Here is a 17,189-nt window from a genome sequence, read left to right on the forward strand (position 1 = left end):
GGAGGGCCATGCGGGGCTGCAGAGTCATGATTATGCTGCTGCTGAGCAGTATACTGCTCAGCGGATGCTGGGACCGGACGGAGATCAATGACCTGGCCATCGTGCTCGCCACCGGCGTGGATTATAAAGACGGCCAGGCACAATTGACGGCCCAGATCTTCATTCCGCGCAAAGGAAGCGGCGGCTCGGAGAGCGGCGGGGCAGGCGAAAGCGCAAGCGGAGTCACCATGACCCGCACTGCTGAAGGAGTGAACATTGCGGAAGCCTTGAACCGGCTACAGCGGAAGGTCGCCCGCCATATGTTCTGGGGCCAATGTGAGGTGATTGTGATCAGTGAAGAGGCAGGGAAACAGGGGCTGCGCGAATTTGTTGATTTCTTCCTCCGTTATCCGCAGTTCCGCGAACACGCGTATATCTTCTCCAGTAAGGATTCCGCCAAGGATATTCTTGCCCTGCTGGACCCGCTGGAACGCAGCTCCTCCGAATCCCTCCGGGAAATGGCAAATATGAACCTCGGCACGCGTGTGACCCTGCTGGATTTGTCCCAATCCATTCAGGGAGCCAGCGGTTCGGCCATCCTAACCCGTATCCTGATTGCTCCCCCGGAACCGAACGATGGACCGAATGCGACGACCCCCTCACTCAAGGGGTTAAGCCTGTATAAGCACGGCCGTTATTCCCTCACTGTAAAAGAACCGGTAAGCCTCGGAGTACTGCTCATGATTAATGAGCTTAATAATATTATCATGCCGGTTACTCTGGAAGGGGAGAAGGGGGCCTTCTCGATCCTGTCCAAACAAATCACCACCATGCTGAAGCCAAGCATCGTCAACGGGGAATGGATGATGAAGGTCCGGATTGTGGCGAGTGGAGAGGTCGTTCTGAATACAACTGATGCCAATCTGACTGATCCGTCGAAGGTGATGGCGCTGAAGAAGGCTTGGGAGAAGCGGCTTAAGGAAGCTGCCGATCAGGCACTCCGTATGTCCCAAAAGGAGCAGAAGACCGACTTTTACAGATTCGCCGATTCCTTCCGCAAACATTACCCGCAAGAGTGGAAGGCAAAGAAGGAACAGTGGGAGACTATGTACCCCGAGCTGCAGGTGGAGGTCTCCGTCAAGACGAGTATTACTGGTAACGGAAGATCAACCGGGCCCCAAGGCATACCAGAGCAATCGGCCAACTGACGGAAGGTACGCCTGAATTCCAGCAACCATAGAAGGATGGGGGAAGCATGAAAATAGCAATGATCCTATCAATTCTGCTGCTGTCCTGCGGGATCATTATTTTTGAATTCCGGGGCAGTAAGGACAAGAAAGCCAGAAAGGTGATTGCAGGCATTACGTTTGCTGCGGCGGGTCTTACCATTCTTCTGTTATTTCAACCAGGCCTGCCGGGTCCCACCGAGCTGGTGAAGCTGTTGTTCGGCAGAATCGATCTGATTATGAAATGAAGCTTAAGGCAGTCCCTCCGGGGCTGTCTTTTAAGTTATTACCAAATTCATTTAAGCGATTACATTTTCTTATCTCCCGGGGTAGCTATAATGAAGAACAAGAGAGCTCCTTAATACAGCCGGAGGGATGGGAGAAATGAAAGCGGTTTTAAACAATCAGAAAGATCAAATCGGACTCACGCCAAGACACACCTTTTGGCTCAGGATCAGGAGAGATGCCCTACTCTACATCCTTTTGCTGCTGCCACTCCTGTACATTGCCATTTTTAAATATGCACCGATTTACGGCTTGATTATGGCCTTTCAGGACTACAATATTTTTCAGGGGACGAGTGGAAGCGAATGGGTCGGACTGGATGTGTTCCGGTTTATTTTTCAGCAGGACAGCTTCTACCGTGCCCTCAAAAATACGCTGGTCCTGAATGTGCTGGATCTGGTGGCGGGCTTCCCGGCCCCGATTATCCTGGCGATTCTGCTTAACGAGGTCCGCATGGCAAGGTTCAAGAAATTAACGCAGACGATTCTCTATCTGCCTCACTTCATGTCCTGGGTAATTATCGGCGGGATTGTCTATCTGATGTTCTCTAACAGCGGGATGGTGAATCTATTCCTGGATAGCCTGGGACTGTCGAAAATTGAATTTCTGTCGCAGAAGACCCCTTGGCTGGTCACCTATATTACTGTGGGGGTATGGCAGAACATCGGGTGGGGGACGATTATTTATCTCGCGGCGATTACCGGTATCAACAAGGAGCTGTATGAAGCGTCCGATATGGACGGCTGCAGCAGACTCCGCAAAATGTGGCATATTACACTGCCGGGCATTAAATCTACGATTAACATTCTGCTGATTCTTCAGATTGGCCGAATGGTATCGATCGGGTTCGACCGCCCGTTTGTAATGGGGAATTCACTGGTCAGCGAATATTCCGATGTCATCAGCACCTTCGTGTACAGAGTGGGCATCAGCTCGGGAGACTTCTCCCAGGCAACGGCCGTCGGGCTATTCCAGTCTGTGGTAGGTCTGACCCTGCTGATCGGTGCCAACTATATTGCGAAGAAATTGGGTGAGGATGGGATATGGTGAGAGCGGCAAGTACGATACGAGCAGGGCGGATTGGCCGGAAAACAAGTGTGGCAGATATTGCGATTATAGTCTTTATAGTGGCTTTGTCGTTCACCTGCATTGTCCCGTTTTTATATATGATAGCGCTATCATTCAGCTCCAACGAAGCGATTATCTCGCAAAAGGTTAGCTTATGGCCGGTAGACTTCACTGTAGAGACGTATAAGACGATTCTGAGCGATGCCGATATGCTGTATACGCTGGGCTATAGTATTGTCCTGACCATTTTTTACACGGTGGTGTGTATGTTCCTGACGATCTGTGCGGCGTACCCGTTAACGAAAAAGCGGCTGTGGGGGAGAAACTTCCTGTTGTCCGCTCTGGTCTTCACGATGTATTTCAGCGGCGGTCTGATTCCTTCCTATATCCTGATCAAGAACCTGGGGATGATGGATACGATATGGAGTCTGGTGCTGCCGGGCGCGATGAGTGTATTTAATCTGATTATCCTGAAAACCTTCTTCAGCTCCCTTCCGGAGAGTCTGGAGGAATCGGCGTCCATCGACGGGTGCTCGGATCTGGGAATTCTTCTCCGGATTGTCCTGCCCCTCTCGCTGCCTTCGATTGCCACCTTAAGCCTCTTCTATGCCGTAGACCGGTGGAACGGTTTCCAGGATGCGTTATTTTATATTACCAAAAAAGAGCTCTATCCCATGCAGCTCAAGCTGTATCAGATCATCTCAGCCAACCAGCAGCTGGACAGTCAGCAAGGCGGCGAGGGTAGTGTCGGCTCGTTCATCGTGCCAGAGTCGCTGAAGGCCGCAAGCGTCATGTTCACCACGATTCCGATTCTGCTGATCTACCCCAAGCTGCAGAAGTATTTCGTAGACGGTGTAATGACGGGCGCGATAAAGGGCTGAGGCGGGTATACTCTGCGGAAGGGGGGAGGCCAGACTGGGGGAAGTTGAAGCTGCCTGGGCAAGAAAGCTATAATCTGGATTACTATCATGATAAGAGATGAAAGGGTGGTATACCGTGAAGACAGGCATTAAGAAAATATCGGCCGTTCTGTGCAGCACCGTGCTGCTGGCCGGCGTTGCAGCGGGCTGCGGCGGCAATGATAAAGAGAGCAAAGAGACAGCCGCGCCGGAGTCGTCTAATGCAGCAAAATCTCCTTCTGATCCTCCTGCAAAGCTGACGGTGGAGGTGTTCGACAGAGGGGTTCAGGGCCAGCCGGATCTGAATAATAATTTCTGGACGAAATATGTGAATGAGCATTTCGGCAAGCCGAATAACGCCATTGTGGAATATGTACCGGTTCCCCGGTCCCAGGAGGTTGATAAGCTGAACGTATTAATGGCTGCGGGCCAGGCTCCGGACATCTCGTTCACCTATGACGGGACACTGGTGACCCGCTTTGCCAAAAGTGACGGCCTCTACACGCTCGACGAGCTGCTGGAGAGCCACGGCCAGCAATTAAAGGCTTATCTCGGGGAGAACGTTCTCGCTTACGGCAAATATAACGACAAGCAGGTATCCATCCCGGGCAAGCGCACCCTGCTGGCCTGGAACGGGATGTTCATCCGTAAGGATTGGCTCGACAAGCTCGGGATGCCGCTTCCGACCAATAGAGATGAGTTATACAATACGCTGGTGGCCTTCCGCGACAAGAACCCGGGCAACGTGAACGGCGTCATTCCCTGGGCAACGGCGGCAGCCGGCATGAACTACACCTTCGGCAACCTCGTTCAATCCTTCTGGGGCCAGATGTCAGAGGAGGAATTCGTCACCACGCCGAACTGGCTGAAGCCGGGCAACAAAGATGCCTACAAATGGCTGAATAAGCTGTATAATGAGAAGCTGATCAGCCCCGATTTTGCCCTGGACAAAACCACCAAGCAAGCGGATGCCGATGTCACCAACGGCAAGGTCGGCTTCTATGCCGCCAACTGGGATTATCCGATGACCCAGAAAATCCGTGAACCACTGAAGCAAAACTCGCCGGATGCCCACTATGTTCCGGTGGATACCTTCAAAAATGCCGAAGGCAAATACCTCAAAGAGGTATATAATGAGAACGGAATCTTCTCCTTCATTCCTAAAAGCAGCAAAAACGCGGAGCTGGCGGTCAAATATCTGAACTGGATGGCGGACCCGGAGGTGATGTTCTTCCTGCAGTTCGGTGAAGAAGGCGTTCACCATACGCTGAAAGACGGCATTCCGCAAGGGATATCACAGACCGGCGAGAAAATGCAGATGAGTAATTTGAACATGGATTATACGATGATTGTTAACGGCGCTGAGCTGGGTGACACCGAAAAGAACGTCAAAACCTATGCCGCAGCCCTGGCCTCCGGGGATAAGCAATATGAGGAACTCGCTATGGAATCGTACAAAATTAACACAACAGACGGCTATTCATCCTTCTATTACGGGGTACCGAACGAATCCAACATCAAATACGGCAAGACGCTGGGCGATATGAACAAGCAGATGATTGACCGGTTGATCGTGGCCAAGGAGTCCGAATTCGACGCCTTGTACGATAAGCTGGTCAAAGAATACATGGATGCCGGCGGTAAAGCGGTTCAGGAAGAGAATGTGAAGAACTACAGGGAAGTCACAGCGAATAAGAAGTAACACCTGAAATACGGATAAACCACCGGCTGTTCATTGGCCTGGTTTATCCGCATTTCCTTTGTGTAACCACATCAGAAGAATCCACAGTCTCAGGAGGATATCCATGTACAAGGTCATTATTGTAGATGATGAGTCGTGGGCGATTAGAGGGATCAGCAATGCCTTTGACTGGGAGCAGTATGGCTTTGAAATCTCGGGACAGTTCACAAGTGCATATCAGGCGTGGGAAGCCATCGCCTTGCAGGAGCCGGATCTGGTGGTCACGGATATCCGGATGCCGGAGATTTCCGGGCTCGATCTGATGAAGCGGGCCAAAGCGCAAGGCATAGACTCGGAATTCGTCATTATAAGCGGGTATGCGGAATTTGAATACGCCCAGGAAGCGCTGCGCTACGGGGCTTTGGATTACTTCCTGAAGCCGCTGGATGTGGATATGACCGATACGTTCCTGGCGAAGCTCGCCCTGCACTTCTCCCGGCGAAGTGCGGCGCGCAATCATCTTCTATTGGATACGCTTACCTCGGCAGATGAAGATGAGATCAGGCGCTGCCTTCCTGCCGGCATGAGTGCAGGCGGCTGCCGGGTGCTTGCTGTCCATTATGAGGCAGACCGGCCGGAGCTCGGCGAATTGCTGAAGCTGGACGGGCAGCCGGTTCATGTGCTGGAGGTAGAGAACGGAGCAAGCACCCTGCTGGCGGTTCTGATCACAGAGCAGGAGAGTGAGCTGGAAGGAATCACGGATGAATGGCCTGCGGCCGCAGGCAGTCCAGGGCTTCCTGTGGTGGGGATCAGCAGCATCGGCAGCGGGCTTAAGCAGATCAGCAAGCTGATCAAGGAAGCAGAGCTGGCGGCCTCCCGGGTATTCGTGGATGATGCTTCCGGCGCATTTCACTATTATAATCCCAAGCTGCCTCTGGTGAAGCCCTGTATAGATGAGCTGCACTCTATAGTTCATGGTAATCAATATGACAGCATCGAGACATACATCCTGGGCTTGCAGGAATACTTCAGGCTTCATGAGCTGGGAATGATTGAGGTGGTCTACTTATGGAATCAGGCCGTCGGACTTCTGACGAGCGCTTATTCGGAAGAACTCAGAGACATGGAGCTGGAGTTCCTGAATTATGCCGAGCTGAAGGAGCGGTTCGAGAATCTGGAGTCGCTGTGCAGCTTCCTGCATGACGTTCTTACCGTGCTCCGGCAAGGGAATAGCCGTGCTTTGCAGGAAGGGGATATTCTCTCCTGCTTCAACCGGATGGTCGCCTATATCGACCGGAATTATGAGCAGAAGCTGTATTTGAAGGAGCTGTCGGTCCAATTTTTCATCAATCAGGTGTATTGCTGTCAATTGTTCAAGAAGAATCTGGGCAAAACCTTCTCTGAATACGTGGCTGAGCTGAGGATCAGGAAAGCCCGCGGGCTTTTGCAGCAGACAGACCTGTCTATTGAGAGCATTGCCATCCAGTCCGGTTATGTAGATTACTATTATTTCAATAAGGTGTTCAAGAAGCACTGCGGGATGACGCCCGCCAAATTCAGAAAAAGGGAAAGTGAACGGAGCAACAGGCCATGAAGACCGGCAAGGTGAAATTGAAGCATCAGCTATGGCTGTTCATCGTGTGCTCCATCCTGATCTTCATGGTCATGGAGTTCTACTTCTTCTACAGCTTCTCGAATCTGACACAGAAGCGGGCGGTCACCTACAGCAACAAGATGATTGAGCAGACCCGCCGCAAGATTGATTCGGTGTTCAATGATATCCGGATCAGCACCGGCTTTGCGGTCAACAGCAAGCTGATTCAGGAATTCACCATCGCCGATGATGATTACAAAAGGGCGTTCGACAGCGCTCCCTATGCCCTGGATCTGATGGAATATATGCGGTCCTTCAATTCGTATGTGAACGGCATCATGATCAATGACCTCCAGGGAAGACGCCTCTCCAGCGAGGATTCTGCAAGCGGTGATATTTTTTATATTAACCTGTATGAGACCTTTATCCGCCCGTACAAGAACGATCCTGCGCTTCGGCAGAAGGGGAAGTTCACCGCCATTCTGAAGGATGACCGGACAGGGACAGATCAGTTCTTCTATATTGCTCCCATTGTGGAGTCGATCGGCGGCGTCCATTTCTCACAGATTACGGGTTACTGCATGGTGATGGTCAATATGGACAAAATGCAGGGACTGGTCGCGAATACGGAATTAACGCAGAACTCCACCTTGTATATTCTGAATAACCGGGACGAGGTGGTTGCCTCCACCAATTCCTATGCGCGGGGCAATGTGATCAAAGATGTGCTGTCTATGGACAAGAACCAATTGCTTAACGGGGTAAAAGCAACGATCGGCGGCAAGGAGGTTCTCGTTCAGGTTAAGGGGCTGGAGCAGGCTGACGGGTGGCGTGTGGTCAGTATGATCCCGGTGCAGGAACTGACGGCCGACATGATTCCCATGCGGAAGGTTAGCATTATGGTCGGCCTTGGTATTATTGTGAGTATGATTATTACAGGCAGCTTCTTCTTACACAATCTGATGCGTCCCCTGATGGGATTGGTCATGGATATGAAGAAGGTGGCAGGGCGGGACAGAGGCTTCCGGATCAAAGTCCGGTTCACCAACGAGGTGGGCCTGCTGGCCCAGGATATTAACCGGATGATGGATGAGATGGACGAAATGACGCGGGAGATGTTCAATACCCAGGCCAGACTATACGAATCCGAGCTGAGCCAGAAGCAGGCGGAGTTCTCTGCCCTGCAGAGCCAGATTAATCCCCACTTCCTGTATAATACGCTGAATTGTATCAGCAGCATCGGACTGGAGTATGGAAGCCGGGAGATTGCGCAAATTACGTACTGCATGTCCAAGATCTTCCGCTATAGCATCAAGAAGGATGATCTTGTGCAGATCCGTGAAGAGGTAGACTGCATACAAGCTTACATGAAGATCATCCTGATCCGCTACGAGAATAAATTCTCCTTGTCGCTCGATGTGGAGGAGAGCTTGCTGGAGCTGCAGACCCCTAAGATGATCCTCCAGCCCATTGTGGAGAATTCGGTCTATCACGGGCTGGAACGGATGGATCAGGGTGGAAGCCTTCAGATTACCGGGAGCCTGGATGCGCGCGGAGATGTGTGCTTCTGTATTACGGATACCGGTAGGGGAATGGAGCCGGAGGAACTGGCCGCCCTTCAGGCCAAGCTTGGCCTGGAGCATAAGGAGCTTGCCCTGACCGGGCAATCGGCGCAGGGCATCGGGCTGTTGAATATTCATAACCGGCTCCGCCATCTGTTCGGAGAAGGCTACGGACTTACCGTTGACAGCCGATTGGGCTACGGGACAACCGTGAACGTGAAAATCCCGAAGCTGCCGGGAGGAGTTAATAGTATATGAGTTTGGACAGGGTACCTCCGTTTAGCGGGAGGTGCCCTGTTTGGCTACATGGGGGAGGGCAGGCTTCAGGATGATTCAGGCGGGAAGGGAAGAGTGATGATTAAGGTTGGAGGGGGAACAGTTGGATTTAGTCCACCTGCTGATGGAGATACGGCCCACCTGAGCGCAGCAGGTGGATAAACAACACTTACTCAAGCGCTATTTACTTAAAGTACCTGAATCCGTGAGCAGCAGTTGCTCTTTTTCCACTTGTTCCCCTGCAATCGCCAGAAGTCGAGAAATTAAGCTGCGTTTATCCGATTGTTTGGTTACTGACCTGGCTCGTTGACGCACTGAAATTATTTTCTACTAAAACGGTTACAAAAACAATTTAAGATAGTCCATTTTTTTAAGCGGCCCTGGAGGGTATTATGAGTACGCTAGCCGGAGTCATCATTCGAACGAGAAGGAGATGAAAAAATGAAAGCGGTTAATTTTGCCCGGAAAGAACAGAAGTGGTCCAGAACAAGCGTCAAAGCTCTGCTGCTCAGCCTCGCGGTCCTGCTCATGCTACCTCAGTGGGGAGGGAGAGCTGCGGCGGAAGAGTCGGGGACGTCTCTACCAGAGCCGGTAGTGGCTGCACAAGGAGGAACGAATGTGACGAATTTCTACAATGTCATCATGCAGACCGGGGCCGATCCCTGGGTATACAAGCACACGGACGGCTATTATTACAACACCTTTGTTAATGCCAGTGGAGTGATGGTCCGCAGGTCGAAGACGATTACCGGTATTGAAGCAGGCGAGCGGAGTCTGGCTTGGTCGCCAGTTAAGGGAACCATGTACAGCTCCAACGTGTGGGCGCCGGAGATGCATTATCTCAAAGACACGGACGGCCAGTACAAATGGTATATCTACGTTGCAGCCGATAACGGAACCAACGCTAACCACCGTATGTATGTGATGGAGAATGCGAATGCAGATCCGATGACCGGAAGCTGGACCTTCAAAGGCAAGATTACCGATGCCACGGACCGCTGGGCGATTGACGGCACTGTGCTGACGATCGGTGACCAGCACTACTTCATCTGGTCCGGCTGGGAGGACACCGATGGCAGCTTTCAGAATCTGTATATCGCCAGAATGAGCAATCCGTGGACGATCAGCTCGCAGCGAGTGCTCCTGTCCACACCGGAGTATGACTGGGAGACCTCACCCGGCCGGATTAATGAAGGCCCTCAGATTACTATCAAGGGGAACAAGATCAATCTGGTCTACTCCGCCAATGGGAGCTGGACAGACAGCTATAGTCTCGGCTTGATCACCGCCAGCACCAGTGCCGATCTGATGAATCCCGCTTCCTGGACCAAGCGTAATCAGCCGATCTTCTCCAGCGCGAACGGTATCTATGGCCCGGGCCATCACAGTATCGTGACCTCACCGGACGGCAGCGAGGACTGGATCATCTACCATTCCGCCCGCTGGCCGGGCTCAGGCTGGACACGCAATGTCCGAGCACAGAAGTTCTCCTGGAACGCAGATAATACGCCGAACCTCGGAGAGCCCGTTAATCCGAACAGTCCGATAGCAATCCCATCAGGCGAGCCAGCCCGGATTCGTTATCAAGCTGAAGAAGCTCTGCTTGTAAAAGATCCCGCTGGCACTTCATCCCCAGCGGTCCGGCGCGAAAGCTCCGCCTCCGGCGGGATGAAAATTACCAACCTCGCGAACGCCTACGACTACGCCCAGTTCAACGTCAACGTGCCGGAAGCGGGCTTCTATGTGATGTCCGTGCGCAACAGCAACGGCTCGGCGAATGCGGGGGATGCCTCCCATATCCTGTCGGTCAACGGCGGGCCCGGAGCGTCGATGAATATTGTCTATTCCGGCGCGAACCGCTGGGGAGCCTCCACGGCGAAAATCTATCTTCAGCAGGGAGACAACGTTCTCCGCTTCACCAAGGGGAATAATCTGGCCGACATCGACAGCCTGGATCTATCCCGGCTGAATACATCGGAGCTGCTGTTCGGGACTCCCGGATATACGCTTGGTCTTAACGAGACCCGCAGTCTGCCCCTTTATACAGTAACAGGAACTACCTATGCTGCTGTCACGGCAGGTGTGGTCCTGACCTCGTCCGATACGAACGTAGCCGTGATTCAAGCAGGGAATCAGGTGAAGGCCGCCGGGGCAGGAAGTGCAACGATTACCGCCACCTATAACGGCAAAACTGCTGCCGTTGCAGTTAACGTCAAGGCTGAACCGAAAACAGTACAGTCCTTGGCGCTCACTGGGCCGGAGCCTGTGCTGATCAGCGGCCAGATCAGCTCACCGTTGCGGGCAACAACATATTACAACAATTATGAAGTTCAGGATGTAACAGGAAGTGCGCAGTACACCAGCAGCAATCCAGGCGTGGCAGTCATCGACCCGGCTACCCATACGGTAAATGCCGTTCAACCGGGCACGGCGCTAATTATTGCCTCATACGGGGGCAAGCAAACCACTCACCGTATAACAGTCATCGCCGCTTCCGATGCCGTTCAGGTCACTTCAACAGTGAAGACACCTTCAGGCGTGGTTCCCGTGCTTCCGGGCGTTGTAAATGCCGTCTACCACAACCAGACGGTTCAGGCCCAGGTGACCGGCAGCGAGACGGCAGGACTGGACTTCAGCACCATTGGCACGGTTCAGATTCCTGTGACGCTCAAGATCAGCGGCCAGGAGTTCTCCTCCACTATCTCTGTAGAGGTTGTACCTGGTTATGGTCTGGATGAGATCGTAAGTCAGCTGCGCAGCAAGCTGGCAAATAACTCTTATCCGCTTGGAAACGGGGCAGGCAATTATAGTGCAGCCAAGTATGCGGACTTCGTTGCCGCTGTGGATCAAGCGGAGACGCTGGCCGGCAATGCGGAGCTGACGGAGGCGCAGTTCAATGCAGAACTGAATGCGCTGGCTAATGCGGAAGCCGCCCTGCTGAATTCGCTGAATACCACGCAGAACGGCATAACTTATAAGGCGTACCGGGATTTCTCCGGCGATACAGCAGGCAAATATCCTTACGGCATTACTGCGCAGGATTTGACGAATGGCGCTACGGCTGTAGTCCAGGAAGAAGCCGGCAACAAATTTCTGCGGCTGACCACGACCGCGGTATCAGGCAAAGCCAACCTGTTCCTGCCTTATCTTGGGGAGGTTAGTGCTGCGGGGAATCAGCGCATTGTCATAGAGTACCGCGTCCGGTTAAACAGCAGCTTCCAGTATGCCAACGGCGCCATGGTAAGAAATGATAGCGGTACAAGCAACTATTCGATGGTTACAGCGTTCGATTCCGGTAAAATCCTTGTGCAAAATGGCGGTTCCAACAAGGTCAAGGTGAGAGACTTCTCGCTGGGCACATGGTACGCCATCAAAATGGTTGCGAACTGGGATGCCAAAACGTACAGCGTATATATCAATAATGAATCTGTTCCGGCTGCTACGGATTTCGCCTTCCGCCACACTGGCGGCAGCACTCTGACCGGACAACTGTTCGGTGTTGACGGCTACGCGAATGCGTCCATCGACTTCGACGATTTCAAGGTTAGGGTTACCGGAGATTAACCAGCGGAGGGATAGACAACATGTCAAGTCAGGTCTACGAAAAGTTCACGCCGTTACACAACGCCAAGCTCGTTCTGGGGTATCTGACCTCTATGGTGGATGAGCAGGAAGACAATCTGCCCTACTGGCTGATACTGCCGCATAAGAAGCCTGCCGAGGCTGCCCATTGCCGGGTGGACGATGCGGAGCTGGTCGGCTCTTGGTATGAGGCCATCGATGCGGTACGCAAAATGCTGAAGACAGAGGAAGGCGCTGCGGTGCAGCAATCCTTTTACCGTCATCTCATGAAGTCCTGGGGGGAGCACGGCCTCCGCTTTCATGAGCCTTATCCGTGGACGCATACGAATCATAGTTCTTTTCATGAAATGGGCTATATTCTTCCCGCGCTGAACCGGATGCTGGAGAATGATCCCGGGGATGAGGAGGCGGAGAGCAGAGCGGCCGGGCTGGTGAGGGGAATGCGCTCCCTGGTGATCGAGCGGAAGGTTCGAACGTTCTGGTCGGGGGATTATGAGGAGCAGGAGCCGCTGTACGAATTCCCCAATGATGTGTACCTGAAGGACGGCGGCTTCGAGCTGTCCAGGCATACCGGGCGGGGGGAGCAGGCGATCCGCAATGCCATTGTCCTGCATTCTCTGGTGCGCAGATATGAAATTGCCGGAGATGAGGCCGCGCTTGATCTGGCAACGGGCATTGCTAACCATCTGCTCGGACCTTCGCGATATTTCAATTACAGGATGGAATTCTTCGGCCATGTCCATTCGGCAGGCTGGGTGGCCTCCGGGCTGGTACGTCTGGGCCGGGTAACAGGCAAGGAGCGGTATATTACCGCAGGTAAAGGAATCTATGATTATATCCGCAGCCTGTCCTCCTCCTTCGGCTGGGTGCCGGAATATGCCCAGTGGCATCCGCCGCATGAGGAGCATTGCGAGACCTGCTGCATCAAGGATATGATCGAATGTGCGAATGAGCTGATTCTGGCCGGGTATGAGGAATATTGGGAAGATATGACCTTGTTTGCGCGGAACCAGCTGGTGGAGAATCAGCTTAAGGTATCTTCCTACGTAGTCACAGACAACACCCGGCCTGACGAAGCAGGCATAACCTACAGGGAGATTGATAAAAGAATGATCGGGGGCTTCACCGGAGGCTCGCTCGTCAATTCCATGTCATTATCCAAGTTCCGCTCGATTGCGGGCTGTTGTGTCGGCATGGCTCCGGTAGCCCTGGAAATTGTATGGAACCGGGCGGTGGAATTCCAGAATGGAACGGTATTCGTCAACATGCCGGTGGATAAAGAGACGGACGAGGCTGCCGTCACCATGAGCTATCCCGACCGGGGCTATATGTCCATTACAGCCAAGCAGCCATGCGATGTTGCGGTAAGGGTCTATGACTGGATGGGTCAGAACCCCAGCATGAAGATTAACGGAGCCTTTTGCACACCTGAGAGGGAAGGGATTATGCTTGTTATCCGCAATGTTGGAGCAGGCGACACTCTGGAACTGGAGCATCCAATGGAAACGCTGACTGTGAAGGAGATCGTGCGCGGTGAGGAATACAAGGTATCCTGGAGAGGCTGTGATGTCGTGGATATCTCTCCCCGGGGAGAGCATTTGAGACTATATCAGCGGGATCTGCGCATCCCGAAAGTGTATCCCACCCCGGAAGATGTTCACTTCACCGGAGCGGCGAATTACGGGCCTACCCAGCAGGCGCAGGGGAGCAAGTGATTTTAGCACTGGAGCATTCATAAGCCGTAATTAAAGCATAAGCCATAGATAAGCCGCAATTGAAAAACCGCACCGCGCAGACATTGCTTGCGGGGTGCGGTTTTTTGGCGTTTTAGACAGAATATGGACTTCGGCGCCGGGTAGATATTTCTCTGTTGCCGGTGAAAATTGAAACTGTAAGGCTCACTTATTATTGGTCTTCCTGACCAAGTCCACGCCATCGTAAGCCAGACTTTCCACACTTGCCGCCTTCTGCCGGAGGTAATGATCCAAAAAGGTCTTCGTATAGTCTGTAACCAGATTTCGCATCTCCATCGCATCCCGTTCGCCTCTAAGGTCCTCATTAATACCAGTAAACACGATGTCACAATAATCTAAATGCGCAACCCGGTCAACAGAGAAATAATAGGTTTCTCTGCTATTGTTAGCGCCAATGACCGCATTCATGTTGTAGTTGGGTTCACGATACAGCAGCAGGAAGGGCGTATTAAGATCGCTATCGAGGAGACCGAATGCACCGCTATCCAAGCCAATCCCGCAGGTAAACCGGTCGTCGTCCCGGCAGACCATCGCCGTCGTAAGCCCACCATAAGAATGTCCGACGATGCCCATGCCGGTGTCAACAAGCAGTCTGCCTTTAAAGATAGAATCCAGCTCTCCAGTGTCCAGCTTGTACAGAACATCGGCTACAAAACGCACATCTTCTGCCTGTAACTCACTAAACTCTGTTAACTTGGCAAGTACCGGGAGTGCAAGCACGCTACGGCACATCTGAACGGCAGCTTCATCGTCAGGCCGCATCTCCATCTTACCAGCCAGCGCCAGCATCTCCGGATCTTCAGACAACGCTATGATAGCATCGGAGAAGTCCTTGGATACATTAAACAGACGCCCGTCTGTACGCTTGTACATCGTGCTATTCGGATGGCCGATGCTTACCACAACATATCCCATACTGGCCAAGTCTGTACAGAGCACTGTGCCCCATTCCGGAGAGCCGCCCCCGCCGCAAACATAGAATAACACCGGATAGCGCTGCTCCTTCGCGGAGAGAGCAAGTTCTTCGTAACACCGGGTCTTGAACTCTATGGAGAAAAAATCGCTCGTAACATACCCGGTGACGAGCGGCTGATCCTTTAACATCCCGTAGACTTCAGGAAACATGTATGCTGATGTAGCTTTACCTTCGCTGCTGTCAGACGGATAGAATACGAACGCTGTCAGTTCTCTTGTGGAATGGTCCGAAGCCGTGTACTCCAGATCCATCTGAGTCCGGCCAACCGTATAGCTGCCAACAGGTGCAGGAAAAACCTCGTAAGTTCTCATATGCTTGTTCATACACTTCTACTCCTTTGCTTTTTTAATATCGCTAACCAGCTCGGAATATTTATGATCTTCAAGCAGACCATGACCCATAAAGTCAGCAAAGTATTTGCTAAGCTTATGCTGCATCTGAGAATCCTTAATCCCGAATTCCCTATAAAACATGACTAAATTAAACTGCATAGATTCAAACATAAATGAAATCAGGTCATCGTCAATATCAGGCCGGAGATATCCGTCAACCCTCAGCCGCCGTATAATGTCCTTAATCAAGGGGAAGGACTCGCCCTTTAGCACATTCATATATACTTTAAGTAAAATATCCTCGGGAATGTATAAAAAAGTCTCAGTCAGTTTGATTTCAAGCTCATTCAGCGGCTCGGTCACCGTACCACTCACGTTACCAAATAAGCCGGTAAGGAAAGACCGGAACAGGGAATCTTCAGTACTGTTATTAAAATACGCAGCTCTTTTCCGGGTTACATTACGTATTAAGTGACAATACAGGTCATCTTTGTCTTCAAAATACCGGTAGAAGGTTCCGGGGTGCATAGACAAGCTATCCAGAACCATCTTCATTGATATATCCTCGTAAAGATGATCCACAAAAAGCTGCATAGCCCTGTTCGATATTTCCTCGCGCCTGGCTTCATCCAATCGAAAGAACGTATTTTTTGGCATCGTTTCCTCCTTTAATACGTGGTGTGAACTCATTCACACTATATCGATAATCAATTCACATGTCAAATATCCGAGCCGGAACAACGGCACAAAAAAACCACAACCCGCAAGTAACTCTCGCGAATTGTGGTTTTTGGCGTTAGAGCAGAATCCGAACCTCGCCGCTCGACAGATATTCCTCACCGCCATTCGGATACCGGACCTTCAGGCGGCAGTCGTTGTCGATATCAACGGCGGTTGCCGCTTGCTCTTGATGCTCCTTAACAACCATGACCGTCTCACCCAGCGACATCATGCGCTGCCGGTATTCGGGCAGAAACAGCCGTTCCTTAAGCTGCTCATAATAGCCCATGAAGCGGTTCAGCACTTCGGCTGTAAGCCGGTTCCGCAAATCCCCTTCGGGATTGCCGGCCTGATAGATAGAGGTTGCAATCTCAGACAGTCCGGCGGGGAAGCCCGCTGCGGGCAGCGCCACATTGATCCCGATCCCGAGTACGGCATAATCCAGCCACTCATTCTCCAGGGACAGGGAAGCCTCGGTGAGGATTCCGCACACCTTTTTACCGTTCATGAATACGTCATTCACCCATTTGATCTGCGTGCTGAGGCCGGACACACTCTCGATCGCCAGAGCGACCGCAACGGCAGCAGAGGTAGTCAGAAGCGTAGCATCTGCCGCCGACAGCCGGGGTCGCAGCAGAATGCTCATATAGATGCCCGTCCCCGCAGGGGAAAAGAAAGGCCGGCCTTTCCGGCCCCGCCCGGCAGTCTGCTCCTCCGAGAGGATGACTTTGCCTTCCGCTTCACCGCCGGAAGCCAGCGCCTTCACCAGCTCGTTCGTGGAAGCCACGCTCTTGAAAACTTCAAGCCGCAGCGTTTGCCCCCTGGCATCCAGGTATTTGGCGACCGCTGCGGCGGACAGAATGTCCGTCTGCGGGGACAGGGAGTATCCCTTATTGGTGACGGCCTGAATGGAATAGCCGTCACTCTGCAGCGCTTTGATGGCCTTCCACACTGCGCTGCGCGTCACGGATAACCGCCCGGCGATGTCCTCGCCGGAGAAGTATTCACCCTTATTGCTATCCAGTAAGGCCAGGATATGTTCTTTAACTGTCATGCCTATAACCCTCCACAAGTCTAACGTTCCGATCTCATCTCTTTAAATATATTAACATGCTTAGGATCATTAGAAAAATCAGGTATACTCACATCATCATTGTGAACCTATTAATAATTTATGGTTTACAATGGAGGCGTCCTCCACTATAATTCAGCTTGTTGGCTGGACTCCTTGACCGGAAGGCCGCCCAATTCCTGT

At 52.3% G+C, this 17,189-nt stretch carries 12 protein-coding genes; 9 read left to right on the forward strand and 3 right to left on the reverse strand.

Annotated features, from left to right (window positions below):
* Window positions 1-8 precede the first annotated feature (8 nt).
* From NYE26_RS14495 to NYE26_RS14535, 9 genes are all read left to right on the forward strand, one after another.
* A complete protein-coding gene (locus NYE26_RS14495; protein ID WP_339256788.1) occupies window positions 9-1,187 on the forward strand; it encodes a Ger(x)C family spore germination protein in 1,179 nt (392 codons plus the stop codon).
* A gap of 47 nt (window positions 1,188-1,234) precedes the next feature.
* Window positions 1,235-1,453, forward strand: coding sequence for a hypothetical protein (locus tag NYE26_RS14500; RefSeq protein ID WP_339256790.1), 219 nt, complete (start codon window positions 1,235-1,237; stop codon window positions 1,451-1,453).
* 136 nt (window positions 1,454-1,589) lie between these two features.
* Window positions 1,590-2,540, forward strand: coding sequence for an ABC transporter permease subunit (locus tag NYE26_RS14505; protein ID WP_339256792.1), 951 nt, complete (start codon window positions 1,590-1,592; stop codon window positions 2,538-2,540).
* A complete protein-coding gene (locus NYE26_RS14510) occupies window positions 2,534-3,439 on the forward strand; it encodes a carbohydrate ABC transporter permease (RefSeq protein WP_209870812.1) in 906 nt (301 codons plus the stop codon). Before NYE26_RS14505 ends, NYE26_RS14510 begins: the two co-directional genes overlap by 7 nt.
* Window positions 3,440-3,536: 97 nt before the next feature.
* The gene (locus NYE26_RS14515; RefSeq protein ID WP_051478145.1) at window positions 3,537-5,159 is read left to right on the forward strand and encodes an extracellular solute-binding protein; all 1,623 of its coding nucleotides are present in this window, start codon (window positions 3,537-3,539) and stop codon (window positions 5,157-5,159) included.
* 103 nt (window positions 5,160-5,262) lie between these two features.
* On the forward strand, window positions 5,263-6,732 hold the full coding sequence (locus NYE26_RS14520) for a response regulator (protein WP_339256795.1): 1,470 nt from the start codon (window positions 5,263-5,265) through the stop codon (window positions 6,730-6,732).
* Window positions 6,729-8,552 (forward strand): sensor histidine kinase, encoded by a 1,824-nt coding sequence (locus NYE26_RS14525; protein ID WP_339256797.1) that lies wholly within the window; start codon window positions 6,729-6,731, stop codon window positions 8,550-8,552. Before NYE26_RS14520 ends, NYE26_RS14525 begins: the two co-directional genes overlap by 4 nt.
* A 459-nt stretch (window positions 8,553-9,011) precedes the next feature.
* A complete protein-coding gene (locus NYE26_RS14530; protein WP_339256798.1) occupies window positions 9,012-12,134 on the forward strand; it encodes a family 43 glycosylhydrolase in 3,123 nt (1,040 codons plus the stop codon).
* Between the two features lie 20 nt (window positions 12,135-12,154).
* Window positions 12,155-13,867 (forward strand): hypothetical protein, encoded by a 1,713-nt coding sequence (locus tag NYE26_RS14535; protein ID WP_339256800.1) that lies wholly within the window; start codon window positions 12,155-12,157, stop codon window positions 13,865-13,867.
* A gap of 183 nt (window positions 13,868-14,050) precedes the next feature.
* On the opposite strand, the gene NYE26_RS14540 is transcribed toward NYE26_RS14535, so the two are convergent.
* The 3 genes from NYE26_RS14540 to NYE26_RS14550 all read right to left on the reverse strand — a co-directional run bounded on the left by NYE26_RS14540 (window position 14,051) and on the right by NYE26_RS14550 (window position 16,988).
* Window positions 14,051-15,193 carry a choline esterase gene (locus tag NYE26_RS14540; protein WP_339257483.1) on the reverse strand — a complete coding sequence of 381 codons (1,143 nt, stop codon included), beginning with the start codon at window positions 15,191-15,193 and terminating at the stop codon, window positions 14,051-14,053.
* Window positions 15,194-15,211: 18 nt separating this feature from the next.
* Window positions 15,212-15,871 (reverse strand): TetR/AcrR family transcriptional regulator, encoded by a 660-nt coding sequence (locus tag NYE26_RS14545; protein WP_339256802.1) that lies wholly within the window; start codon window positions 15,869-15,871, stop codon window positions 15,212-15,214.
* A gap of 139 nt (window positions 15,872-16,010) precedes the next feature.
* Complete coding sequence (locus tag NYE26_RS14550; RefSeq protein ID WP_339256804.1) at window positions 16,011-16,988, reverse strand: biotin--[acetyl-CoA-carboxylase] ligase; 978 nt, start codon at window positions 16,986-16,988, stop codon at window positions 16,011-16,013.
* Window positions 16,989-17,189 lie beyond the last annotated feature (201 nt).

The organism is Paenibacillus sp. FSL P2-0136, from assembly GCF_037975325.1.
Classification (GTDB): Bacteria; Bacillota; Bacilli; order Paenibacillales; family Paenibacillaceae; genus Paenibacillus_AQ; species Paenibacillus_AQ silagei.